Consider the following 25589-nt stretch of genomic DNA (forward strand, 5'->3'; position numbering starts at 1 on the left):
CCCTATTTGCTCTCCGAGCGGAAAACGGCCACGAAGGCGCTCTGGGGGATGGACACGGATCCGATGGTCTTCATCCGCTTTTTGCCCTTCTTCTGCTTTTCGAGGAGTTTCCGTTTGCGGGTGATGTCGCCGCCGTAGCATTTGGCGGTTACGTCCTTGCGGAACGGAGAGATGGTCGACCGGGCGATGATGGTGCCTCCGATGGCCCCCTGGATCGGGATTTTAAAAAGGTGGCGCGGGATCTCTTCCTTCAGACGTTCACAGGCCTGCAGCGCCCGGGTCCTGGCCCGGTCCCGGTGAACGATCTGGGAAAGCGCATCCACCTTTTCGCCGTTGACGAGAATATCGACCTTGACGAGGTCGTTGGCCCGATAATCCAGGAATTCGTAATCGAAGGAGCCATATCCCTGCGTGACGGTTTTCAGCCGGTCGTAGAAGTCGTAAAGGACCTCGGCCAGGGGCATGTCGAACTGGATTTCGATCCGCCCCTGACTCGGGTAATTGAACTTGCTGTTGACCCCGCGCCGCTCCAGGCACAAATCCATGACGGCCCCCATGTAGCGTTCGGGGATCAGGATGCTCGTGCGGATGTAAGGTTCGAGGGCCTCCTCGATGGTGGCCGGTTCCGGGTAATAGAGCGGATTGTCCACCTCGATGGTCTCTCCGTTCGTGAGGACGAATCGATAACGGACGCTCGGCACGGTCATGATGACGGATTGGCCGAATTCGCGCTCGAGCCGTTCCTGAAAGATCTCGAGGTGCAGGAGCCCAAGGAATCCGCAGCGGAACCCGAGGCCCAGGGCGGCGGAGGAATCCTTCTGATACACGAGGGCGGCGTCGTTGAGCTGGTATTTTTCGAGCGCTGCGGTCAGGTCTTCGTAATCCTCGGAACTCATGGGATAGACCGATGAAAAGACGACCGGTTTGACCACCTTGAACCCTGGCAGCGGCCTGGGGGCGGGCGCCGTGTCGAGCGTGATGGTGTCCCCCACCCGGGTGTCCTGGACCGTCTTGATCCCGGCGAAGATATATCCTACATCCCCCGCAGAGAGCTTCTTCTGGGGGACACGGGTCAGTTGAAAAAGGCCGACTTCTTCCACCTTGTAGGTGTTGCCGTTGGACATGAGCCGGATGACGTCGCCCGCCTTCAGCTCGCCATCGAAGATGCGGCAGCTGACGATCGTCCCCCGGAAAGGATCGTAGTTGGCATCGAAAACGAGCGCGGTCAGGGGCTTCGAAGGGTCGCCCTTCGGGGGGGGGACCAGCCGGGTGATGGCTTCCATGACCTCCTGGATGCCGACCCCTTCCTTGGCGGAGCAGAGAAGGGCCATATCCGAATCGAGGCCGAGGTCCATTTCGATCTGTTCCTTGACGCGTTCTATGTCGGCCGAGGGAAGGTCTATCTTGTTGATGACGGGAATGATCACCAGATCATGCTCCATCGCGGCATAGAGATTGGCCAGGGTCTGTGCCTCGACACCCTGGGAAGCGTCGACAAGGAGCAGCACCCCCTCGCATGAGACCAGCGCGCGCGAGACCTCATACGAAAAATCCACGTGTCCGGGGGTGTCGATCAGGTTGAGGTGGAAGGACCCTCCCTTCGCGTCGACATAGGGCAGGGTGACTGCCTGGCTCTTGATGGTGATTCCCCTCTCCCTTTCGATATCCATGTTGTCGAGGATTTGATCTCTGAATTTGCGATCCTCGACCAGGCCCGTCATTTGAATCATCCGGTCCGCAAGCGTCGATTTTCCGTGGTCGATGTGCGCAATGATGCTGAAGTTGCGTGTCTGGTGCATTCTGCTTTGCCCTTTTGCCCGATGATGGACAGCTTGGACGCCGAAGAGGCCGGGGAGCCTGCCGGGCGCTTACCGGTCGCTCCGCTGAAGATGGCCTGCTTTCCGTGTTCGGCTCCGAGCTGCGGAATGGTTTATGAAACAGCCTGCCGGATGCGCCGGTGAATCGCGCAGGGGTTTTCTGGACGCATTTTCGTCTGATCAGGCCGCAGCGAGGGAAGAACAGGGACGCTCTACCCGTATCTGAGCCGCTGTTTTATTTCGATAGGTGCCCCTCAGCCAGGGATGGTAGTAAAAAGACTCGAAATCGACCAGAGTGAACCTGAGATCCACCGGGCTCAAAATCGTTGTAAATATAAACAAAATATACATTGAATCAGCGGTGGATGCAAGAAGCGCTTGAGGTGGAAGGGCATCCTCACACGATCTGGAAGAAGTAGGAATATGCTTTGATTTTCTGAGCATTTCAGCTATCGTTAGCGTGCTTTTCGGTTGGCGGGTCATATCCTTTTGGGGAGGGCGAAACGGCTCTTGACGCAAGTTCGGCTGTCGGAGCGCGCTTGGGGCCAGATAACGCGACCAGACGATAATTCGAACGATTGGGTAGGGATAGCATGATTCTAGGATTGGACGTTGGCGGCACCCAGACCGATGCCGTCCTGATCGATGAATCCGGCGTTCTGCTGGAGACCAAAACGCCGACGAGCGACGATTTGCTGCAAACCCTCAGGGAGTCCCTCGACAAGACGCTCGATGGGGTGGAACCCGCCGGGATCGAACGGATGGTCTTTTCGACCACGATGGCCACCAACGCGATTATCCAGGATCTTCTCGAGCCTACGGGTATGATTGTCTCGGCCGGTCCGGGAATGAATCCGGAGTGGTTTTCCATCGGTCCTTCTTACCACGTTGTGCAAGGCGCCCTGGATCATCAGGGGTTCGAAACCCTGCCTTTGAGAAAGGAAGAGGTCGAATCCACGGCGGACGAGATCAGCCGTGAGGGCGTCCGCAACATCGGGATCGTCAGTAAGTTTTCCGTGCGCAATCCGGCGCACGAACTCCAGATGGCCCAGTGGGTCGGCGGCCGCTTTGCAGATGTCGCGCTGGGGCACTCGGTTTCGGGTGTGCTGAATTTCCCCCGCCGGATCACCACCACCTATCTCAATGCCGCCCTGACCGGGATGCACAGGCGTTTTGCCGGATGCCTCACAGAGATTCTGGAGGAAAAGGGGTTCAAAGCACCCCGTTATCTCCTGAAGCCGGATGGGGGCACCGTCGCCCTGGAGCAGAGCCTCGGTTTTCCTGCCAGGACGGCGCAATCCGGTCCGGCCGCCAGCGTCATGGGGGCCCTGGCCGTCGACGGATGCTGCGGCGTCTCTCTCGTATTGGACATCGGGGGGACGACGACGGACATGGCCGTAGTATTGAACGGCATTCCGCTTCTGGCCCCGGTGGGAATTCAGATCGGGTTGTTTCGTACGCTGATCCGGTCTCTCTACACCCGGTCCATAGGTGTAGGCGGCGACAGCGAGGTCCAGCTCCAGAAGAACGGGGCATTGAAGGTCGGCCCTGTCAGACAGGGGCCGCCGATGGCTTTGGGCGGGCCGGCGCCGACGCCGACCGATGCGATGGTCACCCTGGGGCTTTTGGACGTGGGGAGTCGCGAACGCGCCCGTGCGGCCATGGAGTCCCTCGGGGCACGATTGGGGGGGTTGGATCCCCTGACGGCGGCCGAGCAGGTGCTCGAGCGGATGGCCAAGACCATCGCGGAGGCCGCCCGGGCCTTCATCTTCGCGATCAACGAACGGCCCGTTTATACGATCTATGAAGTGCTGCAGGAGAGCCGGATCGAACCCGAATCGATCGTCATCATCGGCGGGCCGGCGGCACAATTGGCCGATTACGTGAGCGCCGCTCTGCAACTGCCTTACCGTCTGCCTCCTCACTCCGGCGTCGCGAACGCCATCGGGGCCGCGGTTGCACGAGTCACCTCCGAGATCAATCTGCACGCCGACACGCAGCGGGGTACGCTCGTCATTCCTGAGGCGCAGATCATGGAAAGCATCCCTTATCGTTTCAACGTCGATCAGGCCATCGACAGGGCCACGGACGTCCTGGCCGCGAGGGCGGAGCAGATCGGGGCCGCCGCCGGGGCGGCGCCCGTGACCATCGCTGAAAAACAGGTCTTCAACATGATCAGGGGTTTCTCCCGCACCGGCCAGATCATCCGGCTGAAGCTGTGCATCGTCCCGGGATTGATCCCCCAATGGAAGCGAGGCGGATGATATGCTGAAAGCTTCACGCAAGATCGGGCTGGTCTTTTTTCCGGCCTTTGACTGGGCCATCAGCCCGACGCATCCTGAAAGAGAAGAGCGCCTGCTCTATACCCAGGATCAGGTTATGGAGGAAGGGCTGCTGGATGTGGACGGCATCATCGAGTACCGGGTCAGGCCGGCCACGACGGCAGACATTCAGCGGGTGCATTTCTGCGTCCCCGACGAGGAGGCCGTGACCACCGAGAGCCACCTCATATCCGCCGGCGGGTGTCTGGTGGCGGCGGATGCCGTGCTCAGAGGAGAGGTGGAAAGCGCCTTCGCTCTGGTGAGGCCGCCCGGGCATCATGCCATGCGGGTTGTTCACGGCAACCGGGGGTTTTGCAATATCAACATCGAAGCGATCATGATCGAATATCTGCGGGACCGTTATGGAATCCGCAAGGTGGCCATCGTCGACACGGATTGCCACCACGGCGACGGCACCCAGGATATCTACTGGCACGACCCGGACACCTTGTTCATCTCGATCCATCAGGACGGGAGGACCCTTTATCCCGGTTCGGGTTTCCCCCACGAGGCCGGCGGGCCCAATGCACAGGGGGCCACCGTCAACATCCCGCTCCCCCCGAAGACCGGTGAGGAAGGTTTCCTTTATACGCTCGAGGAGCTGGTGATGCCGCTCCTGGAGCGGTTCGAGCCCGAGCTGGTGATCAATTCCGCCGGCCAGGACAATCATTTCAACGACCCCATCACCAACATGAATTTTTCGGCGCGGGGCTACGCCCAGCTGAATGCCCGTCTGAGGCCCGATCTGGCCGTGCTCGAAGGGGGATATGCCGTCGAGGATGCTCTGCCGTATGTGAATCTGGGGATCATCATGGCGATGGCGGGCCTGGACACCTCCTGCGTCAAAGAGCCGAATTACGATCGGGACTATCGGCCTCAGCCTCCGGATATCACCATGCACATCCATCGTGTGGTCGACGAGATCAAGACCCTTTTTCTCGAGGGCGGATTGAACAAGACCGCTTTCACCGAGGGGGAGATCGTCGAACGGAACCGCAACATTTTCTACGACACCGACATGATCTACGAAAAGCAGCGCGAGAGAATCCGCGCGTGCTCCCATTGCGCGGGGGCTTTGTCGATCGATTCGAGCGCCACCACCGGCCGCCACATCCTCGGCGTCCACATCCCGCGGGACGCCTGCGATCTGTGCCAGGCGACGGGGAGAAAGTGGTTCGAAGAGGCCGCTTCCGGCGGTTCGTTCAATCAAGTGTATCTGCAGGACCGTGTGCGGCGGGTTTATGAAAAAATCTGATTGGCTGCGGGAATCGGCCGATGGCCGGCGTTTTCGGCTGAGGCCGGGCACTCTTCCGGGCATCGATGGCGCATGACAGGGTCGATGCCCCACGAAGGTTCGCGGGGTTGCCCATCGGTCCGGCCTGTTGCGCAGGTCTGAGGGCTGACGCGGACGAAGCAGCCGGACAAGAGCGGTTTCTGCATGCAAAGCCATGTGAGAGGGATGTCTTCGCAGAGAGAAAGGGTCAGGTACCGGCTCGACCGGATCGGAGCCGGGCAGGGCGTCGGCTGGTTTGCTTGCGTGCCGGAGAACGAATGGACCCTGCCGGACGGGTTGGCCTATCTTCGCGATCACCCCTATGATTCTTTCATGCACAGGCATCTGCTCGGGGTTGTCGGCAGGATGGAAGAGGATGAGGCGCGCTCCCTCTTGAGCGGCAGCGATTCGCCCGGTGATCCCGTGCGCCTGGTCCTTGCCGCGGAGCGGCTGGTCGCGAAGGACCGGCTTGGAGAGCTGCCGCCCCTGCTCGGCGGAATCGACCGGGCGGTCTTGCGGGCGGCTTCGCCCCTGATCGATCTGGAGTGGTCGCAGCTGGGCTTCGCCCAGGGCCACCTTTACTGGCTGCGCTGTTTCGCCCGGAACATGATGCGGCATGAACCGCTGCCTGATCCGGATTGCGCGGAGCACGAGATTCCTTTCGATCTCCCTGCGCTGGCTCTCTGGAGGGGATCCGTGGTTCGTCTGGACGAACGGCAGGCCTGCTGCAGGGTCGACGAGGCGCCGAAGGGCGGGGGGGCTCTGAAGGAGACGTGCAGGGCCTTGACCCGTGCCCTGGAGGGCCTGGGGGTGCTCCAGGGGTGGGAGTCGAGGACCGAGGCCACTGTGAGCCCATACGCGGTGGAGCGGCCCTGGCGGACCACCATCGGGGTGGCGGCCGGGCGGAACCGGTTCGAACTGGAGGTGAACCAGATCAGTTACGGCCGGGGGTTCAACATCCATCAGGCCCGGATCTCCTGTTTGATGGAGATTGTAGAGCGCTTTTCCGCCTTTGCCGCTGTCGAGGATGGGAGATGCCCCGGGTACAGGTGCGAACATGCCCTGTTGAAGGGTACTTATGAGGAGCTCGAGGCTGGCGGCGTTCCCGTACTCGATCCTGCGGCGTTGACCCTGGAGGTCCCTTACGCAGGCGATCCCCTCTATTGGGTGGATGGCGAGAGGGTAATCGGCGGCCGGAGCGAGGCTGTCTATCTGCCGGCGCAGCTGGCTTTTCTATTCGCCAATCTGGACGAGCCGGACCTGACCAGCGGACTTTCATCCACGGGTTTCGGGGCCGGGCGGTCGCCCGCGGCGGCCAAGCTGAGTGCGCTGCTCGAAGTCATCGAGCGCGATGCCGAAAAGGTGGTGCCGTTCACGGAGGAGCGCTGCTTTCTGATGGACATGGAAGGCGCCGAAGGCGCCGAAATTCTCGACAGCCTGGCGCTGAAAGGCATCGTTATCCAGTTCCGGGATATGACTTCGGAGTTTGGCATTCCCTGCTACCAGGCCTTCATCGTGGGGCCGGGGGGCGTCATCCTGAAAGGGAGTGCCGCTCACCTCGACGGCCGTCGCGCCCTCCTCTCAGCCTTGACGGAAATCCCATACCCTTATCCTTACTGGTTCGGTGCCGTGCCGCCGCCTCCCACCCTGCCGGTCCGGCGGATGCGGGATATCCCCTGTTACGCCTCGGGAGACGCGGAAGCCGATTTGGGGAGGGTCGAAGGTCTGCTCGAAGCGAACAGGCTCGCTCCCATCTACGTGGATCTGACCCGTGAGGACCTCGGGATCCCGGTTTATCGGGCGCTGGTGCCGGGGCTCGAGATGATGACGGTGTATGATCGGTTCTCACCTCTTTGTCTGAGGCAGTTCGCACACTATCTTCATAGGGCCGACAGTTGACAACCTCCCGAGACCCGGAGTCCTCCTGCGTCGGGCCGGAAGCGCTTTTTTGACGGAGTCCGGCGCTTTCTGAAAGACAGGCATCTTCAGATCTGGAAGGCGTGTCCGCTCGGATGGACCGGTGTGTCGGGTTGAAAACGCCTCACAGGGTTTGCCGCCCTTTTGTTCTCATGAGGCGTTCTACCTCCAACGGGCTGTTGATGTTGAAAAATGAGGCCAGCTGCGGATCGAAACGCCGCAATTCATCTTCCTTCACATATCGGACGGAGACGTGTTCGAATAACCGTATGATCTGCAGCGTGTTTTGAAAAACCAATTGCTTGACAGGGGCAAGGCAGGCAGGCCCGTAGAGGGCATGAAGGGCTTCGAAACGATGTCCGATCATCGGGACGACGATGTCGAACCCCTCTGCGGCCGCAGCCATGTGACGGATCAATTCGGCATTGAGCGTGGGCATATCGCAGGCCACTATGAATCCGGGTTTCGGAAAGAGGGCACTGAGCGCCGTAAGTAGACCACCCATGGGACCTTTCCCTTTGTAGATGTCTTCGAACATGGGGCGGTCGAGGTAGCCGTAGAGGTTCGGTGTATTGGTGATCAGAATGACTTCTTCGAAAACGGTGTCCATGACGTTAAAAACACGCTCGATCAGGGGAATGCCTTCCAACTCCACAAACGCCTTGTTCGTTCCATAGCGAAGACTTTTCCCACCTGCCAGAATGACTCCGGCAACGTCGGCGATTTTCGGGGCGGTTGGTAACGGGGGTGTTTTTGCTTCAATGGTCATAATGAATTGCTTTTACAGGATCTCTGCGGCTGGTGCGCCTCAGTCCGAGCGGTTCGTCAGGGCTGCTCCGCGGAACCGGGCGGGTCCGAATGGGGGGCCTCCGGTTGACAGATGTAGAAAACCTGGTATTTTTGAAGGGTAACGCTTCATAACACCACAATGACAGGGAGACGATTTTGAGCAAAGATGAACTCATCAAGCTGGAGGGTCAGGTGACCAGAATCCTGGGCGGAGGGGCTATGGAAATCCAATGCGAAAACCAGTTGACCATCCGCGGTGTTCTTTCAGGGCGCATGAAGAAAAACCGCATCAGGGTCATGGCGGGCGATCGCGTCCAGATCAGCATCTCCCCTTATGACACGACCCACGGGCTGGTCACATATCGCTTCTAGTGGAGCACCGTTCTGAAAAGCCCGGCAAAGCCCCCTAAGACCGGTGGAAACTCAGTCACGTTCGCATATTTCAATCAACACCCCATTGGTCTCCTTAGGATGAATAAAGGCGATTTTAGCGCCTCCCGCTCCTCGCCGCGGCGTCTGGTCGATCAGGCGCACGCCTTTGGACTTCAACTCTTCCAGAGCCTCTTCGATGTTTTCGACACAAAAGGCGATATGCTGGATTCCCTCACCGCGGGAATCGATGTACCGGGCCACGGGGCCGTCGGGCTCGGTGGATTCGAGCAGTTCCACTTCACTGTCTGTGATGGGGAGGAAGGCGACTTTGACCTTCTGGTCTGCGACAGTCTCGATATCCTTGATTTTCAGCCCGAGCACATCGGTGTAAAACTTGCCGGCTGATGCGATTTCCTTGACTGCGATGCCAATGTGGTCGATGTGTTTGACTTTCATAGATTTTCCTCCCGGTTGAACTGAAGGTGTCAGCCCTTGGAGACTTGCTTTCAGGGATGGTGCTTCTTAGATTCCGTCTGGAAATGGTCTTTTTGTCCAATCTCTGGGTCAATCTGCGCGCCTGCTTGTGCGGCGGCCTGCAGGTCGCCTCCGCGCAACTGCTGGATTTCCTGGATCTTGGACAAAAACCGTCATTTCCGGCTGGGAAGCTATTCCGTTTTCAAAGCTTTATTTCCGGGTGGACACTTGTTAGGATGCTTTCATCCGGAAATGGTCTTTTTGTCTCATCTGGGCGTCAATCTGCCCGTTTGCTTGTGCGGCGACCTGCAGGTCGCCTCCGCGCAAGCGCTTGGTTTTTTTTGATATTGGCAAAAAACCTCATTTCCGGATTGGAAACTGGGTTCTACCGGGAAATCATTCCCGAATGGAAACTAAATTAGCATGATTCGTCGACATTTTTCAAAAGGTTTTAAAGATGAATAGACGTCAGTTTGTCTTTTCTCAAGCCCCGGCAAAAAGAAACCATCAACCCCAGGCTCACTTCGATCAGCTGGAGGCGACGGAGCTTTACTGCCCGAACTGCCGGCGGGCCGTTCCTGTGAGGCAGTTTCTGCTCCTGGTCTTGCCGGAGGGCGACAAGTATGAATATCGATGCCAGTTCTGTGGAACAAAGGTCGGAGACAAGATCGATCGCCCGGCCCCCTTTCCGGGGCTGGTCAGGTAAAAGATGACAAGCGATCCTTTGGCGCCGGTCGCCGGCGGCGGGACCACCCTGTGTTATCCGGACGGGGCGAAGAGTTGCTTCGCCTGCTGCCCCCCAATACGACCTGCGGGCTATGAGCATATCGACTATCGAACTATGATCCAGCGCATGCTGCGGGAGAACACGCGCTCCTTCGACCGCCTCGGCAAAGATGCCTCCCCGATTACGGGCTTCAGCTGCTGGGCCCTTGGGTACTTGGACCGGGAATGCCGGCTGGTTGGATGCCTGCTCCACCCGGCAACGAACAACGGCGTGGATATGCGCTACCGCGTCGATTACGGGGATAAGTGCCGCCGTGAAAAATGCCCCCAAGCCGTTGAATTCGAACGGCTGTCGCCCGGCTCGCAGCGTTTCTGGCTGAGATTGACCAGGGACCTCGACAGCTTCGCGTATTCGAGCCGCAGAACGAACCCTCTCTTCACCCTACTTGACTGGGGCGCCGAGGTCCTGGAGGCGGTTGCCCGCGGAGTGACGGAGGAGATCGCGTCTTCGAGGGAACTGTGCGAGCGGCTGCCGTTTTTCCGCACCGCACTTCAGCCGAAGGCCCATGGCTACTTTCTCAAGCGGGCGATGGATCATGCCGGGACGGCCCCCCTGAAGCGGACGGACTTCTCTGCCCGATTCGAGGGCTTCACCCGTTTTGCCGCGGATCGAGTCCGCACGGCTTTGGATCCGGCGGATGAAACTGGTCCTTTTACGCATCGCCTGCCGCTCGACCGTCATTTCCTCGATTTTGTCCGCCTCTCGGGGGGTGGAAAACGCATGGGTCTTGAAAAGGCCCTGGCGATCAAAAAAGCGCTCGACGCAGCCTTCGAAGATATGCTGTCCAGTGGTTTCGGTGTCGATCGGCGAGACGCGCTCCCGGGATGATGGGATCATGGAAGAGCGAATCATTCGTCTGATCGAAGAGAGGGGTCCGCTTACGGGCACCGATCTGTATGATGCCCTCGAGGTGGACGGCATCGTTCTCTGGCAGACCTGCAAAAGGTCCGGCCGCCTGCTGGTGCGGAGCGTGGGGACGCATTACCTGAGGCTCGACCGGCGCTTGGAAAGGCTGGTGCGTCTTTCCCCGTCGATCTGGCGGGAATTCCTGACCTACTCGGTGATCGGGCTTCGGTCCGCGCCGGAGGCGGTGGAAGAGCGTGCGGAGCAGGTGCGCCGGCATATCGAGGAGGTGAGCCGCGCCAAGGTCGATCTGGTGTATCGCATCGTTTCCGGTCTGGGGATGTGGCTGGAGTCGGAGTATCAGTCAGGCTGGCGGTATTGTTTCATCATCGCCGGTGACATCGTTTACAACATGGCCCACGATGTTCCCCGCCCCGAGCGCAGCACCGGAAGGCTGGTGCAGGGATCGGACATGGACCTGGTCGTGATCGTGGAAGACGGCTGTCCGGCCGAGGTTTGCCGCCGGATCGATGCGGCGATCTTCGAGGAGAAATCCCGGCTCCTGATGACGCCCCACCTGCGCGAAGAAATAGACTACGTTGTCAAGGATCTCAGCAGGGTCCGGGAGCAGATGCATTTTGACGACTTCAAGCGGATGGTGGCCTGCAAGATCCTGCACGAAGGCGCGTTTCTCTATGGCGACGAGGGTCTTTTCCAGACGGTGAAGGCCCTGCTGCGATCGGAGGGTGTGCTGGAAAAACTCCTGGACATGGAGCGTTCCGCCCGTATTTTTCGGCGGCAGGCGGAGGAGATGCTCCTGACCGGGGATCCGGACGCGATTCGCCTTGAAAACCTGTCGAGTTTTTATCCTGCTGAAGAGTCGGAAGAATTCGAATGAGGGGTCAGCCGAGCAACGCCTGTACGATCTGTGCGATGCGGTGGGCGTAGTCCTCGACCGACTTTTCGTCCTCGCCCTCCACCATCACCCGGCACAGAGGTTCCGTCCCCGAGTAGCGCACGAGCACTCGTCCTTTTCCGTTGAGCGTTCTTTCCACTTCAGCCACCACGTCCTGCAGGGGCGCCACCGATTTCAGATCCGGCTTTTGTTTGACGGGAATGTTCAGGAGGATCTGAGGGAAGATGCGCATCCGCTTGGCCAGCAAAGACAGGGGAGCTCCAAGCAAGGTCATGGCCTTGAGCACCTGCAGACCTGAAAGGATGCCGTCGCCGGTCGAGTGGTGGTCGAGGAAGATCATGTGTCCGGAGTCTTCGCCCCCCAGAACCGCCCCTTCGGCGATCATGGCGGCCAGGACATGCCGGTCCCCGACGGAGGTGGTGATGTGCCGGATGCCCATCGCTTCCAGGGCCGGTCGCAGTCCGCAGTTGCTCATGATGGTGCTGACCACGGCGTTGCCTGCCAACATGCCCTGCCTCTGAAGCATCTCCGCGCAAACCGCCAGGGTTTGATCCCCGCTCAGGACGAGGCCGTTTTCGTCCACGGCGATCAGCCGGTCGGCATCTCCGTCGAAGGCAAGCCCCGCATCGGCTCCGCGTTCGATGACGGCCCTGCAGAGCGCCTCGGGATGCTGGGATCCGCATCCCTGATTGATATTGGTGCCGTCGGGAGCGTCAAAGAGGACATGAACCCGGCCCGTAATCCGTTTGAAGAGGGCCGGCGCCACGGAGGAGGCCGCTCCGTTGGCGCAGTCGATGACAACCGACAGATGCTGCAGGCGGGGGCCCCCGGCGAGAGAGGATTCAAGAAAACGCCCGTAGCGGTTCTGGGCGCGCGGGACTCGGCGATACCGGCCGGGCGCCGCAGTTTCCTTTGACGACTGCTGCGGCGGGCCCGCCAGCAACTCCTCGATTTCGGCCTCCTCGGGATCGGAGAGTTTGAGCCCCTCGGATGAGAAGATCTTGAAGCCATTGTAAGAATAGGGGTTGTGGGAGGCGGAGATGACGACGCCGAAACCCGCTTTCAGGCGCCGTGCGAAGTAGGCGATGCCGGGTGTCGGCAGAACCCCGGTTGCATACGCGTCTCCCCCCGCAGAAAGGATTCCGGCCGCGAGGGCCTGTTCGAGCATGTCCCCGGATTGCCGGGTGTCGCGGCCGATCACGATGGCCGGAGGCTGACCGTGCTTCCGGCAGATGGAGATCAGGGTGCGGCCGAGATGAACGCCCATGTCGACGGTGACGGGATGCTCGTTGGCGATGCCGCGGATTCCGTCCGTGCCGAACCATCTTTTCATGATGAAACCTCTTTACCGAAGGTGACGGGGAGCATCTGCATGGCGGCCTCGACAGGGTGATCGACGATATCCTGAAGCCACAGGCTCCCCTGACCGCTCGAGGCCTGGTCGAGTCCGCGGATGGTGTCCAGGTAATCCCTGCCGCGTGGACCGGCGGTTTTTTCGAGTCCGTTCAGGAAGGCATCCAGCAGAGCAGGGCTTCCCGCATACTGGAGGGTCTGATCGAAAGTCCCCGAAATCTCTGACCACCGTTCATGGAACTCGCGCTGCTGATGCCACGCCTTCGGCGGTGCTTTCCCGCCGCCGGCCTTCTCGATCAGGTCCATGGACCGGGGGAGCCTCTGCGCGACCTCGCCGAGGCGCTTGATCCGTTCCCCGATGGCAAGCGTGATGGTTTCGACGGCGGCGTCGTGAAGGGTGGAATCCATAGATCCGATGGCGATGAACCGCGAGCGGACGACCTGGTACCACTGCCGGAGGGCGGCAAGGTTTCCGAGGTATACCAGGTTCAGATGGACGATCCGCTTAAGCTGGGAGTAAAGCCCGGGATGGTGCGCGATGTGCCTTGGGACCGGTTTCTGCCCGAGGATCAACGTATTTTCTTCCAGCACGTCCTTTCGAAGGATATTTCCGGCGGCGGCTACCGTGCCGTAGGCGACCGTCATGGGGCCGACCATCCCGCCCTGCCCGCCGAGGAAGATCGGCGGCTGATTCAACATCACGCCGCGGGGCACATCGCCGATCAGGGAGGCGGTGGCTTTGTCCTGGTTCGGGGTGTAGTTGAAGTGGATATAGCTGCTTCCAATCTCGCTGTGGTTCTTTTCGTCCGTGCCGCCGGCCATGAGGCAGTCGCAGAAATTGATCAGGCTGCCCAGCGTGACGAAAGGCAAGAGGATCGTCTGCTTCAGGCCCACGCAATGGGCCGCGCGGGACTTCTCCTCCAGCAGGCACCCGGATCGTATCTGGGCCCCCGACCCGGCGGAGGCGCCTGAGAGAAAGCAGGAGCCCTCGAAATAGCCTCCTTTCAGCTGGACGTCGGCACCCACTTGGCAGTCTTTGACCGTGGCGGGGGCTTCGTAGCCGAGCTCGACCCGGGGTAGGATGAGCGTCTTGGAGCCGAAGATGCGGCACCCGGCATGGAAAGTGACCCCTTCGCCGGATATGCGGTCGAGGCGGACCTCGGGCCCTATCTCGACGGTGGATGGGCACGGGATTCGGACGCCCTTGCGCTCCAGGATTGCGACAGGGTGATCGATGGATGCTTGCATGACGCCTCCTCGGGACAGGCTTACGCCTTTTGGTTCTGAGTTTCCCGTTCCTTCGAGACGAGGTTCAGGTCCCGGTGTGTCAGGATGATCTCACGGCCGGGGTCCTGCAAATGATCGAAAACCTTTTCGGCCGCGGTCACGGAACGGTGCCGGCCGCCGGTGCAGCCGAAGGCCAGGGTCAGGTAGGCCTTTCCCTCTTTCTGATAATGCGGGAGGAGAAAGTCCAGGAGTCCGAACACGCGGTCGAGGAAGGCGATGGTCTCCGGCCACTTGAGAACGAACTGCTGCACCGGGGGGTCTGTTCCGCTGAGGGGCTGAAGTTCGGGGATGAAATAGGGGTTGGGGATGAAGCGCACGTCAAGCACGATGTCGGCCTCGGCCGGGACGCCGTACTTGAAGCCGAAGGACAGCACGTTGATCCGCATGCTTCCTGACCGAATGTGGCGGGAGGTGTGGTTCAGGATCCATTCCTTCAACTGATGAACGGTCATGGCCGACGTGTCGATCACCTGGTCGGCGATCTGTTTGAGACCTTCCAGCTGTTTACGCTCGAAGCGGATGCTCTCTCTCAATCCTTTGCGGTGGCCGATGGGGTGCTGACGCCGCGTCTGGCTGTAGCGCTGGATGAGGACCTCCTCGGCGGCCTCCAGAAAAAGGATGTGCAGCCGGTAGCCCTCTTGCCTCAAGGAAGCGAATACATCCTGGTAATGCTGGAGGAAATCCTCTTCACGCAAGTCCATCCCGAAAGCGAGTTTCTGTATTTCAGAGCCACTGCCGGAGCGCAATTCCAGGAACCTTGGCAGAAGGAGGACGGGCATGTTGTCCACGCAGAAAAAGCCCGCATCCTCCAGGGCGTGGATCGCCGTGCTCTTGCCGGAGCCTGATAGACCGGAAATGATGAGTAGATGGAATTTCTTCATGAACGTATCCCTTCAGGGCGTTTGACCAACGGCCACACATCATGGCCAGGCACGGCCCAGGTTCCCGAGAGGGTAAAAACCCTTTCCGGGCGACCTTGATCGTCCATCCGGGCGCCGAGAATGGATGGTTTCCTGCTCACGGTCCTCCGGAATGTATACCGCTTTTTGCTTGTGGCACCAAAATTCATGGATATAATAAAAATTTGGCCTTGTAGATGCAAGGACTCTTGCACTCGCCGGTTGTGTAGCCGTGTGAGCAAGCCCGCCCCCTGCGGGGAGCCGGTGTCTTCACACCCTTTCGGTGAGCAGTCCCACCGCTTCGCAGGGGGTCCCGGTTTGGGCGGTATCGAGGAAATCAGGTGCCTGTGCGGAGGCGACCTGCAGGTCGCCGCACAAGCAAACGGGCAGATTGACGCCGAGATTGGCCAAAAAGACCATTTCCGGATGGAAACCAGGTTGAATTCAGTCCGTTGGAGAGCAGACAGGAGGTTCACGTGTCCCAGATCAACCCGGATGAGGTGTTTGACGATTTTGCAGAAATGGTTGCCGCGGAGCCCGGCGGCGAGGCTATTCGATCCTGCTATGCCTGCGGCACCTGCAGCGCCGGATGCCCGGTGCGGCGGGTGAACAGCGCCTACAATCCACGCAAGATCATTCGCATGATCCTCTTAGGCTTGAAGGACAGGGTTCTGGCGAGTGATTTCATCTGGCTTTGTTCGAGCTGTTACACCTGTCAGGAGCGGTGTCCGCAGGGTGTGAAAATTACCGACCTGATGACGGCTGTGCGCAACATCGCCGTAAGAGAGGGGTTTTCTCCCTCGGGTGTGGCGATGCAGGCCGATTTGATTCGACGTCATGGCCGACTGTATCCTCTGGATGATTTTGACCATAAGAAACGTGAAAAGGCCGGGCTTCCACCTCTGCCGTCCGAGATCGAGGAAGTGGCCCGTCTGCTGGAAACGAGGGAAAAATGAACCGATATGCATTCTTCCTGGGCTGCACCATACCCGCCCGCTCCCGCAATTATGAGATGTCGGCGCGAGCGGTTGCGAAGCGGCTTGGATTGGAGATCGTCGATATTGCGGATTTCGGGTGTTGCGGATTTCCGATGAAGGCGACGGACCAAGCGGCGGCGGGTTTGCTTGCGGCCCGAAATTTGGCACTGGCGGAGGCCGCAGGGATGGACATCTGCACCCTCTGCAGCGCCTGCACCTCGATGTTGTCGGAGGAAGCGCACCGCCTGGCTCACGACGCGGGGCATCTCGCAGAGGCCAACCGGCATCTGGCAGGGATCGGCCGCAGTTGCAGCGGGACGGCGCGAGTCAGGCATTTTGCCCGGGTGCTCATTGAAGACGTGGGGCTCGACCGGATCAGAGAGAGTATCACCGTGGACCTGAAAGGTCTTCCAGTGGCGATTCATTATGGGTGCCATTACCTCAAGCCTTCGGAGATCTATCCCGGCTGGGATGATCCCGAGGCCCCGAAATCGATCGAACGGATCCTGGAGGCGATCGGTGCGCGGCCGGTGGCCTATGCGGGTGAGAAGGACTGCTGCGGCGGCGCGGTCCTCGTGGCTGATGAAGATACGGCCCTTGGCATGGCAAAAGGAAAACTCGATCATGTCAAAGCAGCCGGGGCGAAGACCCTGTGCGTTGTTTGTCCCTTTTGCAGTGTCATGTACGACGACAACCAGAAGAGCATCGAGAACAAATTTGAGACGCGATACCAGATCCCGGTCCTTTTCCTTCCTCAGATCATGGGCCTTGCCATGGGGGTGGACCGCAAGGAATTGGGGCTCAATATGAATGTGGTCAAGACGAAGCAGCTGACGGGGGAGATCCTTGGACAGGACGAGTGAAGATGTTTTGGTGATTGGTGGAGGGATCGCCGGGCTCACCGTGGCGCTGGGGCTGGCAAAGGAGGGCTGGCGCCCCTGGCTGATCGAAAAGGAAGATCGGTTGGGGGGGCATGCAGCCGCCTATGTCTGCAAGGCGGTCGAAGGGGAGTGTCAGAGGTGCGGCGCATGCCTGGTCGACCTGGCCTTGAAGGAGCATGCGTCGGAGGCCCGGATCAAGACGCTGGTGAACGCCGCGATCGAGAGGATCACGCCGTCGGGAAGCGGGCACCTCGCTGCTCTGGAAACCCCGGATGGTTTGGTCGAGCAGCCTTTCAGGGCTGTCGTTTTGTGCCACGGTTTCACCCCCTTCGATCCCCGCTCCCGGACCAACCTGGGATATGGGCGTGTTCCGAACATCATGACCGGGCATGAGCTCGAGGCGATGCTCAAGGTTACCGGCAGGGTGCTTCGGCCGAGCGACGGGGCGGTTCCGCGGCAGATGGCCTTTGTGCAGTGCGTGGGAAGCCGGAACGCCAGGCTGGGACATCCCTACTGTTCCCAGGTCTGCTGCGGCTACGCGCTGCGGATGGCCAGGCAGATCAAGAACCGTCTGCCCGAGACGGACCTGACCTGTTTTTATATGGATATCCAGACCTATGGGAAGGATTTCCCCGACGTCTGGCCCGGGTTGGGCGGGGAGATCCGCTTTGTTCGGGAGATCCCGGGCGATTACTTCAGCCTCGAAGGGGATAGGGTGGGAGTCCTGGTCGAAACGGGGGATGCCGTCGAAGAGCTGTCGTTCGACTTGCTGGTGCTGTCCGTGGGCATGGCGCCCTCTCCGGATCAGGATCGCTTCTGCGAATGGTTGAACGCACCGGTGGGGGCTGAAGGATTTCTGCGGTCGGATCCTGACAGCGGCGTATTCGTCGCCGGTAGTGCTGCAGGCCCCATGAGTATCGTCGACAGCATCGCCCATGCGCGGGCTGCGGTGAGGGACGTGGCGGGTTTTCTGGAGGGTCGGAAATGAAGTTGGGAGAATACGATAAGACAGTCTTGGTTATAGGAGGCGGACCGACCGCATGGGAAATGAGCCGTTCCCTCGCACAGGATGGAATCCCTGTCATGGTTGCCGCGCCTGACGACGCGGAGCGGGCCGATATGCCGTCCGGGGTCGAATGGATTTTGGGGGCGCAGGTGACGGATGTCATCGGGCAGGTCGGGGATTTTGCCGTCTGGTTGAAGGCCGGGGGCAAGCGGTTCGAGCGGCGCGCGGGGGCCATCATCCTGGCCCTGGATGCAAACCGTCAGCCGGGAGTGCTGCCTGCCGGCGCGGCCTTCGGTGAACGTATCCGGGCCATGACCGAGGCCGAAGACGTGCTGTTCGGTCGACAGGGGCATCCGTCCCTTCGAAGGGTGATTGTCCTGGACCGTTTGGATGGGTTGTCGACGGCGGCATCGCACGAGCGGCTTCTGCGGTTTGCCGTCAGGGTTCAGGAAGAGTGCAACGCCACGGTTTATGTCTTGACTTCCCAGGTGAAGGTTGCTTCGATCGGTCTCGAAATCCTGTATGGTCGTTTGAGGGACGGCGGAGGGCTCGTTGTCAAGCCGGATGCCGTTCAGGTGGAGACGGGAGACGATGCGGTCAGGATTCGTTTCAGGGATACGGTTCTGGACGAAGACGTGGTTCTGGAGGCGGATATGCTGGTCGCAGCCGAAGACGAGGCCCCTTCTCCGGAGCTGGAGCGTCTTGCGGGGGTGCTGCGCATCGAGCGCGACAAGCAAGGGTTCCTGCAGGCCGACAATGTCCTGCGGCGGCCATGCCTGACCAACCGCCGGGGCGTTCTTTCAGTCGGTTCGAGCGCCGCCCCGTCGACGCAATGGGATACAGAACAAGGCGTCACGGCTGCCACGGTCGAGATCCGTGAGCTTTACCGCTGGATCGAAGAGGAGGACCATCCGGACACCATCCTATACAACCGGGATTTCTGCGCATTCTGTTTGACGTGTTTCCGGGTCTGCCCCCACGGCGCGATTCATTTTACCGACCGGCCGAATTTCCTGCCGCTTGCCTGCCAACGTTGCGGACTTTGTGCCGCCGCCTGCCCGGGCGAGGCGCTGGAACTTGTCGGCTACGAGAAGGAAACCTTTTTCAAGACGTTGAGTAGCCTCAAACCCCTTGATGTGGAGGGTTCGAAACGGATCGTCGCCATCGCCTGCACGAAATCCGCCGGCCGGGTGCTGAATGCTGCGCCAGCGGATGCGGAGATCAGAAAGGGGCTGGCTTGGGTGGAGGTCCAGTGTGCCGGGACGATTCGGACCACCTCTCTCCTGCGGCTGCTCGCCCGTCCCGGACTGGTGGATGGAGTCCTGGTTCTGGCTTGCCACAATGGGAACTGTCGATCGGGGACGGGTACGGTCGTTGCCAAGAACCTGGTGGAAAGCGTCAAGGTCCTCCTGAAGGCCATTGGCGCGGACCCGGGGCGGATCGGCTACATCTCGACTGCGGCCAATGACGAGGTCGAGTTGGCCCGGCAGATCACCGCGTTCCGCGACGGACTTCGCTGATCTGCAGCCGTGGCCGATTTTTCGGGAGTCGATGCCGGGTCGCCGAAGATTCTGGAAAGACCTGTGCCAGATAGCTTCCAATCCGGAAATGAGGATTTTTGGATAATATCAAGGAAATCAAGCGTTTTCGCCGAGGCGACCTGCAGGTCGCCGCACAAGCAAACGTGCAGATTGACGCACAGATTGGCCAAAAAGACCATTTCCGGATGGAAACTGAGTTCTACCGCAAAATCATTTCCGTATGGAGACCAGATAACGAATCGGAGGTTTCAGGGTTCGTTGGGCGAGGGTATGCTTTCGAGTGCCTGATCGAACTTACGGGCGATCAGGTACTCGAATTCTTTGCCGATGAAGTCCCTGTTTTTTTTCAAGAATGATTTGATGCTATTCCAATAGTCCACCAGATCTTCAGGGTTGTGAATCGTCAGGAGGATGTTCTCGATCTCTGTCAATTTTTCCCGTCTCAGATTGTCCTTCCTCAATTCATAGAAGTCGTTCAGCCGTTGCTTCTGCTCTTCGAGAAGGCCGATTTCCCACGAGCGGTCTGCAAGATCACGGAATATCGCGTGCATTTCACCAAAGTCGTGGCATAAGGTCATTTGCCTGTCCGCCTGATGCACCAGCATGTCCGTGATTTCTGTCAATCGCTTTTCATAAGACCTTTCGAGCTTCAACTCATAATCGTCCGTTTGAAAGGGATATCTCCTCAGCGATCTGAGGCTGTAGTGGAAGTAGTCTTTGAGTTGATCTATTTTGTCGATACTTTGCATGTAAACGATCTTTTCTTCGATATCGAGCTGGTCTCTGAAGTCGACGGAGAGGGTATTGGGGAACTCCTGCTTCCTCAAAATGAGGTCGGTCTTGCTGGTCAGCAGCCGTTCCAGTTCCTGCCTGTCGTTCCAGATCTTTTCGATCGTAATGCTGTGGAGGTAATCGTTCAAGGCTTCGTATCGTTTGTCGATTGTCCGGCTGACAGGATAAAAATTCAGGAAGAGCGGCTTTTTCTGGGCGAATGCGCGTTTGGCGACCAGGAGCACCAGTGCAAGGAGCTTGATCTGGTTGTCATAACTCAAAAAGTTGCTTACGCGTTCATACCAGAAGATGCGGATTTCGTCGTCGACGAGGTGATTGAGCAGAAAATGGCGGAGCGATTCGGGGAGCGTCTGGAGCGTGTTGTAGATTCTCAGGGCTTCGAAGGCCTCTCTTTCGAAGGTCGCGTAACCGATGCTGGTGAATTTGTGCCGTTTGTAAATATACTCCAGAGGTGTTTTCAGGACCAGATTGGCTATATCGATGAATTCCACATACCGGATGCCGCGCAGGCGCAGGATACGTTCGACCGAGAAAATCATCTTGCCGGCGGAGACGCGTTTCGTTTTCGGCAGTTTTTCCCATCGGGTCGATTCGAGATAATCCCAAGGGGTTGTTTCCTCCGTCAGCCCGGTCTGCTGATACTCTTCGAGGGCGAAAAAGATCCCGCCGCGCAGAGCGAAACGCTCCTCGACAGCCTGGGACAGAGTGGTTTTCCCGTCCAGGATTTCATGGCAGAGGGTTCGCGTGCGGAACATCCAGTCAGCGAGGTCTTCAAGAAGGAGATCTTCCCGGATGGCTGAGAGCATGATGAAGGAAAGCACGAAAAAGGCATCGAAAATAAGCGGGTCGCCGGCTTGGAGGACATGCTGGATAGCCAGGAAGGAAAACTCCCCCCGCAGGATGTGGTGCAGCAGGCTGTGGTGCCTTACCAGGAAAATGAGGGCGTTCAATTCCTCCGTGTCCATTCCATAACGCTGATCCAGAGGTTCATGGGAGAGGATGCAGGCGCCGGCGTCCCCCAGATCCCCAGGATTGATCAGACCATGGTATTTCTCCCGCAGCTCGGGGATCCGCCCGATGTCCTGCATGATGAACGCCTTGACGAGGGCCCTGAATACAGGGCGATTGCCTCCGATACGGTCCACCGTTCTTTCCAGTTCTTCGATCTGGGGTTCGCTCGTCCCGATAATGCCGGTGGCCATCGGTCCGAACTCTTTTTTGGCGAGCTTGTGCAGAACGGACACGTCATGGAACGCCTCTTTCTGGTGTGTAAAGAGGGCCTGAAGTTTTTTGGTGGTGGCGATGATGTAGTGGAGTATCGGCGACTTCAGGTAAAGATGACCAGACAGATCCGCTTTTTCGAGGGCGGTCAGCTCCGGCAGAACGAAAGCGAGCAGATGAGGTGCGTATTGGTGAAGGAGATCCAGGTTTGTGTAGACCTCGTCCGGCTTGAAGATGTTTTTCAGAAAGTTTGCGCGCAGATTCTCTTTCAGCTCTTCGGCCCGGCTGAACCAGCGACGTTGCCGGGCAGGAAGCTGCAAGGCCTGTGTTTCGTTCTGTTCGGTGATCCTCTGGTGGCTTTGACAAAAGCTTTCGATGTTTGAAAAAAGGGCGTCGAGGGTCCCGAGCTCTTCGAGGGGAATGTCCGAAAGGTAGCTTCCCTCGAGCTGTGCCGCGAGAACCTGCAGCTGCCGGGTGTCCCGCTCGATGTCGATGTATGAGATCTCGAGGGAGTGAAAACGCTCATTGACCCTGAATTGGAAGCCGGTTCCGATGACGAAGGATGTTTTGGCGAGGTAAAGCTGTCGGCTGAACTGGCGCAGGAAAGCCGGGCTGAGATATTGGGTGTTGATGGTGCGCACTTCTTTTTCAACTCTCCTGACCCGTTTTTCGGCATCGGCTGTTTCGAGGTCCGCCAAGATGGGATTGAAGTTGATAATTTCGTTTCGGGTGATATGCACGCTGATCCACAGGAGAATATATACGAGGCGGCTCTCCATACGCTGGGAAAGATGACCGGTTCCATGGAACTCGATGCCGAAGAACTTGCGGTAAAACTCGGGGGCCTGAATGGGGTCCGATTTCAGATAAGCGGATTCGAATTCCCCCAGGGTTTCGACGAACTGAATAGCGTTCTCTATCCTGAGGATCCTTTTGGGATCGTAGTCAGCTAGGACCTCCTTTTCCATGGGGCCTTTGTGGCAGAGTTCCTGCCAGTTTTCCATAAATTCAAAATGATTCATCATTTTGAGGCTTTTGCGGACGATCTTGCTCTTGATTCCCCCCATGGAGGTGATCTTTTCATCGAGGAGACGGTCCCAGTCAAGGTCGCGGTTGGTCACGATCCGAACGGTGTATTCATAGAGTTCGAACAGCTCCAAAAGCTGCTCCGAAGGCATCGGAGACTGGCGGGCCGCCTCTGTTTCAGCCATGGTCATCAGGCGGCAATAACGGAGGAGGTTGACCGCCTGCTTGGGTTCCAGGGTCCTGGCCAGATCGGACAGGGGTTTCAGCGCCTTTTCGTTCATTTTTCCCGAGATGACGCGTCCCATGGCGCTGTGGCTCAATACGATGAGGGCGATTTCCCGCAGCTCATGATGCGAAAAACCGAAAAAACGAAGATAGGGAAGGTTTTTCAAAACGCGGGTGCGGGAGCCTTCAATGCCGTCGGGATTCAGGTACTCGCGTATTTTCTTGAGGCGGTTGATCTTCTGAATCAATTTGAGGGCATCGTTCAAGGCGGGATGACGCCGGGCCTTGTTCTCGAGGGGCTGTCGAAGACGGTCGATGTAAATTTGAGGACTGCCTCTGTATTTTCCTTTCTTGAGTTTTTCGAGCACCCTGAGAGTCCGCAGCACGTATTCAAAGGAGTCTCTGTAGTCGGCCAACAATTCCGTCTGGCACCCGATCAGCCTGGACTCCGTGACCTCTTCGACGATTCTGGCGATCTCGGGCTCGATGACTTTTTTCTGGCCCAAATAGTTGATCAGATAATCCGGTGCGTAATCTTTGCACGAAAAGCGCTCCGCCCAATCTTCGGCCACATACTCGGGGACGAGCGGCTTCAGGAAGATTTTATCGAAGAAAATGGAGACCGTTCGCTCCCAGTTTTTGGCCTGGTTGCGAAGAAGGGCGGGTTCTGCAAATTCAAAATCGAAATAGGGAAGGGTTTCAATCTCCTCAACCGATATTTCGTCAATCGGTTTTCCTTTGGTGAGGTGGTCGAGAACCTCTTGTTCAATATAGAGGCCGCTCAAATAATTCTGAAAATCAGAGATATTAATAAGGCTTTTGGATCCGTTGAACTTGTATCTCTTCTTCGTCTTAAAAATATGCGTAAATAGGGCAAACTTTTTTAATTCTCTCAACGTTTTAAGAGTCACTTCGGTGCTGCGATTGGTTTTTTCAGTGTGATATTTTGCAATTATAAAAATTTCACCATTGTCTTTCAACAAGCGATACACATGCGCTAATATATAAATCGCATATTGATCAAGCCTTCTCCTTGACAGCATTTCGCGGGATAATGCGCTGAATTTTTCAAACAGAATGATCTCGTAAATATCACTTGTAAATAAGATAAGATCGAAGGTTATGTTGAGGTTTATCAACGTATCAATCGAATCTATCACGATAAATTCATGATCTTTAAAAGTGAGACTGATTTCATTGATGACAAGGTCATCCTGTTGTCCAATGATTCCGATCGTGCTGTGCTCTTTTAAAAATTTCTTTTTGCTGTGATACTCGATGATTCTGCCGATTTGATAGACTCTCGAGCGGATATGCGCAAGGGTGTTCGATAGAATGTGAAAAGGGATGAGATAATAGGGCCGCCCGAGACTCGAAAAACGGATCAGAAGGCCGATCCGTTTGTAGATTTGATTGATTCTCTTGAAGTTTTTGCGAATGTCTTCAGGGTTGTCGAGATCGATGGATTGAAGAAATTCTATATCATCATCGTCGAGGCGGTCGTATATTTCGAAAAGGCCCAATCCATAGGCATTGCCGCCGAAACGGCTTTGCAGTTGGGACGGATGTTTGAGAGACGGAAATGTCCCCAGAAGGATGTCTGCCGGGTCGATGCCAAGAGAAGCGTATTCTTCAGGGCGGATCGGTTTGAAGGAGCTTTCTTCGAGGAGGTGTTCCGTAGAGAGCGATTCACTGGGATCCATTTGCACCCTTTGGAAAAGAATCAAAAAGGTTGTTTACGCTGTAAAAATCTCATTCAGCCCTGAGTTTGATGTCGGAGTTTGGAGGCAAAGGCCATGTTTTCAAAGCGGAAACGAAGCGCTCCCAGACAGCTCCCAACCCGTTGGGTTGCCGGATGCAAAAAATGATCATGAGCAGGATGGCGGCTGTTTCCCAGACGGGGAACGGAAAATGGGACCAAAGGGCGCTAAATGTGCCGGAGATTCGATGGCTTGCAGAGCTGAGTACTTCAGAAAAAAGGACCAGGAAGGATGCACCGAAAAAGGGACCGATCAGCCGCCCCACGCCTCCGAAAAGCACCAGGAGGATCAGTACAAGGGATAATGGGACTCCGAAGCTGTGCACCGTCGGCAGGCCATAAAGCAGAAAGAAAAGACCGCCTGCCATGCCGGCGCAGAAAGCGCAGACAGAAAAGCCCAGGCATGTCAGAGGCCATTCCCGGATGCCGGCTGCCGCAGTTGAAGGGCGGTCTTCACGCAGGCTCCTGAGCGCCCTCCCATACCGCGTGTGAAGGAGATTCTGGAGCAGGAGGGTGATCAGGATGGCCGTGAGCAGCGCCACGATCATCAGGGTTGGTTGAGCGTGAGGCTTGAACGACGCTGAAGCAGGCACCAAAAGTAAGACCGTTTGATTCCAGAGAGGGTCGTGTTTTGGAAGAAGGGCCAATCCATACGTGATGAGAAGTTGCGCCAGGAGGGTCACCGCGGCAAGATGAAAGGGTTTAAGACGAGCCGAAGGCCACGCGAAGAACAGGAAACTCAAAGCGGCAGCGCTTGTTCCGCCGGCAGGCACGGCAAGCCAGAAAGGCATGGCGAGCTTTTCCAGGAAAAACATCGTGGCAACGGCGCCCGTACCAAATAAGGCACCCTGGCAAAAAGAAACCTGTGCAGAAAATCCGATCAGGAAATTGAGTCCTTGAGCCGCAAGCGCATAGATGGAAATTCTAGTCAAAAGAGACAGTCCGTTTTCAGGCGCCCATAGGACGAGGGCAAAGCTGATCAGGCCGAGAGGCAGCAGAAAATGCAGGGTTGTCGAGGAGCGCCGAATCGGATGAATGATCCGAGAAACGAGGGCTAAATCCGAACCGCTGTCTTTTTCTGCCTTTCGATAGGGCATGTTGTGTATCAGCCTG

22 protein-coding genes are annotated in these 25589 nt (G+C 58.0%); 13 read left to right on the forward strand and 9 right to left on the reverse strand.

What is annotated here, in order from left to right:
• Positions 1–2 precede the first annotated feature (2 nt).
• A complete protein-coding gene (gene lepA / locus H567_RS0112680; protein WP_028321684.1) occupies positions 3–1799 on the reverse strand; it encodes a translation elongation factor 4 in 1797 nt (598 codons plus the stop codon).
• 611 nt (positions 1800–2410) lie between these two features.
• Between lepA and H567_RS0112690 the strand changes: the two genes are divergently transcribed.
• From H567_RS0112690 to H567_RS0112700, 3 genes are all read left to right on the forward strand, one after another.
• Entirely contained in the window at positions 2411–4081 is a 1671-nt protein-coding gene (locus H567_RS0112690; protein WP_028321685.1) for a hydantoinase/oxoprolinase family protein, read from the forward strand.
• A 1-nt stretch (position 4082) separates the two neighbouring features.
• Complete coding sequence (locus tag H567_RS0112695) at positions 4083–5393, forward strand: histone deacetylase family protein (protein WP_028321686.1); 1311 nt, start codon at positions 4083–4085, stop codon at positions 5391–5393.
• 183 nt (positions 5394–5576) lie between these two features.
• Complete coding sequence (locus H567_RS0112700; protein ID WP_084517254.1) at positions 5577–7310, forward strand: YcaO-like family protein; 1734 nt, start codon at positions 5577–5579, stop codon at positions 7308–7310.
• Between the two features lie 142 nt (positions 7311–7452).
• On the opposite strand, the gene mobA is transcribed toward H567_RS0112700, so the two are convergent.
• Complete coding sequence (mobA, locus tag H567_RS0112705; RefSeq protein ID WP_051184801.1) at positions 7453–8097, reverse strand: molybdenum cofactor guanylyltransferase; 645 nt, start codon at positions 8095–8097, stop codon at positions 7453–7455.
• 176 nt (positions 8098–8273) lie between these two features.
• On the opposite strand from mobA, the gene infA reads away from it, so the two are divergent.
• Positions 8274–8489 carry a translation initiation factor IF-1 gene (gene infA / locus H567_RS0112710; protein ID WP_028321689.1) on the forward strand — a complete coding sequence of 72 codons (216 nt, stop codon included), beginning with the start codon at positions 8274–8276 and terminating at the stop codon, positions 8487–8489.
• Positions 8490–8540: 51 nt separating this feature from the next.
• On the opposite strand, the gene mce is transcribed toward infA, so the two are convergent.
• Positions 8541–8945 carry a methylmalonyl-CoA epimerase gene (mce, locus tag H567_RS0112715; RefSeq protein WP_028321690.1) on the reverse strand — a complete coding sequence of 135 codons (405 nt, stop codon included), beginning with the start codon at positions 8943–8945 and terminating at the stop codon, positions 8541–8543.
• 56 nt (positions 8946–9001) lie between these two features.
• On the opposite strand from mce, the gene H567_RS28570 reads away from it, so the two are divergent.
• From H567_RS28570 to H567_RS24765, 4 genes are read left to right on the forward strand one after another with little or no spacing between them, the layout of a single operon-like run.
• Complete coding sequence (locus H567_RS28570; protein WP_153306173.1) at positions 9002–9385, forward strand: hypothetical protein; 384 nt, start codon at positions 9002–9004, stop codon at positions 9383–9385.
• Between the two features lie 35 nt (positions 9386–9420).
• Positions 9421–9669, forward strand: coding sequence for a hypothetical protein (locus H567_RS29185; protein ID WP_035254340.1), 249 nt, complete (start codon positions 9421–9423; stop codon positions 9667–9669).
• Between the two features lie 3 nt (positions 9670–9672).
• Positions 9673–10578 (forward strand): hypothetical protein, encoded by a 906-nt coding sequence (locus H567_RS0112730; protein ID WP_153306174.1) that lies wholly within the window; start codon positions 9673–9675, stop codon positions 10576–10578.
• Between the two features lie 7 nt (positions 10579–10585).
• Positions 10586–11491, forward strand: a complete 906-nt coding sequence (locus tag H567_RS24765) for a hypothetical protein (RefSeq protein ID WP_153306175.1) — start codon at positions 10586–10588, stop codon at positions 11489–11491.
• Positions 11492–11495: 4 nt separating this feature from the next.
• Here H567_RS24765 and glmM read toward each other — a convergent pair whose 3' ends face one another.
• From glmM to H567_RS28575, 4 genes are all read right to left on the reverse strand, one after another.
• Entirely contained in the window at positions 11496–12842 is a 1347-nt protein-coding gene (gene glmM, locus H567_RS0112740; RefSeq protein ID WP_028321692.1) for a phosphoglucosamine mutase, read from the reverse strand.
• Positions 12839–14110 carry a hypothetical protein gene (locus H567_RS0112745; RefSeq protein WP_028321693.1) on the reverse strand — a complete coding sequence of 424 codons (1272 nt, stop codon included), beginning with the start codon at positions 14108–14110 and terminating at the stop codon, positions 12839–12841. The genes glmM and H567_RS0112745 overlap by 4 nt, the downstream gene beginning before the upstream one ends.
• A 20-nt stretch (positions 14111–14130) precedes the next feature.
• On the reverse strand, positions 14131–15030 hold the full coding sequence (rapZ, locus tag H567_RS0112750; RefSeq protein WP_028321694.1) for an RNase adapter RapZ: 900 nt from the start codon (positions 15028–15030) through the stop codon (positions 14131–14133).
• Positions 15031–15318: 288 nt separating this feature from the next.
• Entirely contained in the window at positions 15319–15459 is a 141-nt protein-coding gene (locus H567_RS28575) for a hypothetical protein (RefSeq protein ID WP_153306176.1), read from the reverse strand.
• A gap of 65 nt (positions 15460–15524) precedes the next feature.
• Here H567_RS28575 and H567_RS24770 point away from each other — a divergent pair, with 65 nt between their 5' ends.
• Genes H567_RS24770 through H567_RS0112775 form a run of 4 tightly spaced genes read left to right on the forward strand, consistent with a single transcriptional unit; the run spans position 15525 to position 19432 of the window.
• A complete protein-coding gene (locus H567_RS24770) occupies positions 15525–16004 on the forward strand; it encodes a 4Fe-4S dicluster domain-containing protein (RefSeq protein ID WP_051184803.1) in 480 nt (159 codons plus the stop codon).
• The gene (locus H567_RS24775; protein ID WP_035254344.1) at positions 16001–16888 is read left to right on the forward strand and encodes a CoB--CoM heterodisulfide reductase iron-sulfur subunit B family protein; all 888 of its coding nucleotides are present in this window, start codon (positions 16001–16003) and stop codon (positions 16886–16888) included. Before H567_RS24770 ends, H567_RS24775 begins: the two co-directional genes overlap by 4 nt.
• Positions 16872–17894 (forward strand): FAD-dependent oxidoreductase, encoded by a 1023-nt coding sequence (locus tag H567_RS24780; protein ID WP_084517257.1) that lies wholly within the window; start codon positions 16872–16874, stop codon positions 17892–17894. The genes H567_RS24775 and H567_RS24780 overlap by 17 nt, the downstream gene beginning before the upstream one ends.
• A complete protein-coding gene (locus H567_RS0112775) occupies positions 17891–19432 on the forward strand; it encodes a hydrogenase iron-sulfur subunit (protein ID WP_084517259.1) in 1542 nt (513 codons plus the stop codon). The genes H567_RS24780 and H567_RS0112775 overlap by 4 nt, the downstream gene beginning before the upstream one ends.
• 269 nt (positions 19433–19701) lie before the next feature.
• Here H567_RS0112775 and H567_RS0112780 read toward each other — a convergent pair whose 3' ends face one another.
• On the reverse strand, positions 19702–23502 hold the full coding sequence (locus H567_RS0112780; RefSeq protein ID WP_153306177.1) for a hypothetical protein: 3801 nt from the start codon (positions 23500–23502) through the stop codon (positions 19702–19704).
• A 552-nt stretch (positions 23503–24054) separates the two neighbouring features.
• On the opposite strand from H567_RS0112780, the gene H567_RS28580 reads away from it, so the two are divergent.
• Positions 24055–24483 carry a hypothetical protein gene (locus H567_RS28580; protein WP_153306178.1) on the forward strand — a complete coding sequence of 143 codons (429 nt, stop codon included), beginning with the start codon at positions 24055–24057 and terminating at the stop codon, positions 24481–24483.
• Here the strand turns inward: H567_RS28580 and H567_RS0112785 are convergent.
• Positions 24470–25573, reverse strand: a complete 1104-nt coding sequence (locus H567_RS0112785; protein ID WP_028321697.1) for a branched-chain amino acid ABC transporter permease — start codon at positions 25571–25573, stop codon at positions 24470–24472. The two genes, H567_RS28580 and H567_RS0112785, sit on opposite strands and share 14 nt — an antisense overlap.
• Positions 25574–25589 lie beyond the last annotated feature (16 nt).

Source organism: Desulfatiglans anilini DSM 4660 (assembly GCF_000422285.1).
Classification (GTDB): domain Bacteria; phylum Desulfobacterota; class DSM-4660; order Desulfatiglandales; family Desulfatiglandaceae; genus Desulfatiglans; species Desulfatiglans anilini.

Excerpts from the sequence above, each read along its gene's own strand:
- H567_RS0112730 (WP_153306174.1), top strand. The coding sequence starts at position 9,673 with ATGACAAGCGATCCTTTGGCGCCGGTCGCCGGCGGCGGGACCACCCTG.
- H567_RS0112745 (WP_028321693.1), bottom strand. The coding sequence starts at position 14,110 with ATGCAAGCATCCATCGATCACCCTGTCGCAATCCTGGAGCGCAAGGGC.
- H567_RS0112690 (WP_028321685.1), top strand. The coding sequence starts at position 2,411 with ATGATTCTAGGATTGGACGTTGGCGGCACCCAGACCGATGCCGTCCTG.
- H567_RS28570 (WP_153306173.1), top strand. The coding sequence starts at position 9,002 with ATGGTGCTTCTTAGATTCCGTCTGGAAATGGTCTTTTTGTCCAATCTC.
- mce (WP_028321690.1), bottom strand. The coding sequence starts at position 8,945 with ATGAAAGTCAAACACATCGACCACATTGGCATCGCAGTCAAGGAAATC.
- H567_RS24775 (WP_035254344.1), top strand. The coding sequence starts at position 16,001 with ATGAACCGATATGCATTCTTCCTGGGCTGCACCATACCCGCCCGCTCC.
- H567_RS0112695 (WP_028321686.1), top strand. The coding sequence starts at position 4,083 with ATGCTGAAAGCTTCACGCAAGATCGGGCTGGTCTTTTTTCCGGCCTTT.
- rapZ (WP_028321694.1), bottom strand. The coding sequence starts at position 15,030 with ATGAAGAAATTCCATCTACTCATCATTTCCGGTCTATCAGGCTCCGGC.
- H567_RS0112785 (WP_028321697.1), bottom strand. The coding sequence starts at position 25,573 with ATGCCCTATCGAAAGGCAGAAAAAGACAGCGGTTCGGATTTAGCCCTC.
- lepA (WP_028321684.1), bottom strand. The coding sequence starts at position 1,799 with ATGCACCAGACACGCAACTTCAGCATCATTGCGCACATCGACCACGGA.
- H567_RS29185 (WP_035254340.1), top strand. The coding sequence starts at position 9,421 with ATGAATAGACGTCAGTTTGTCTTTTCTCAAGCCCCGGCAAAAAGAAAC.
- H567_RS0112775 (WP_084517259.1), top strand. The coding sequence starts at position 17,891 with ATGAAGTTGGGAGAATACGATAAGACAGTCTTGGTTATAGGAGGCGGA.
- glmM (WP_028321692.1), bottom strand. The coding sequence starts at position 12,842 with ATGAAAAGATGGTTCGGCACGGACGGAATCCGCGGCATCGCCAACGAG.
- H567_RS24765 (WP_153306175.1), top strand. The coding sequence starts at position 10,586 with ATGGAAGAGCGAATCATTCGTCTGATCGAAGAGAGGGGTCCGCTTACG.
- H567_RS0112700 (WP_084517254.1), top strand. The coding sequence starts at position 5,577 with ATGCAAAGCCATGTGAGAGGGATGTCTTCGCAGAGAGAAAGGGTCAGG.
- mobA (WP_051184801.1), bottom strand. The coding sequence starts at position 8,097 with ATGACCATTGAAGCAAAAACACCCCCGTTACCAACCGCCCCGAAAATC.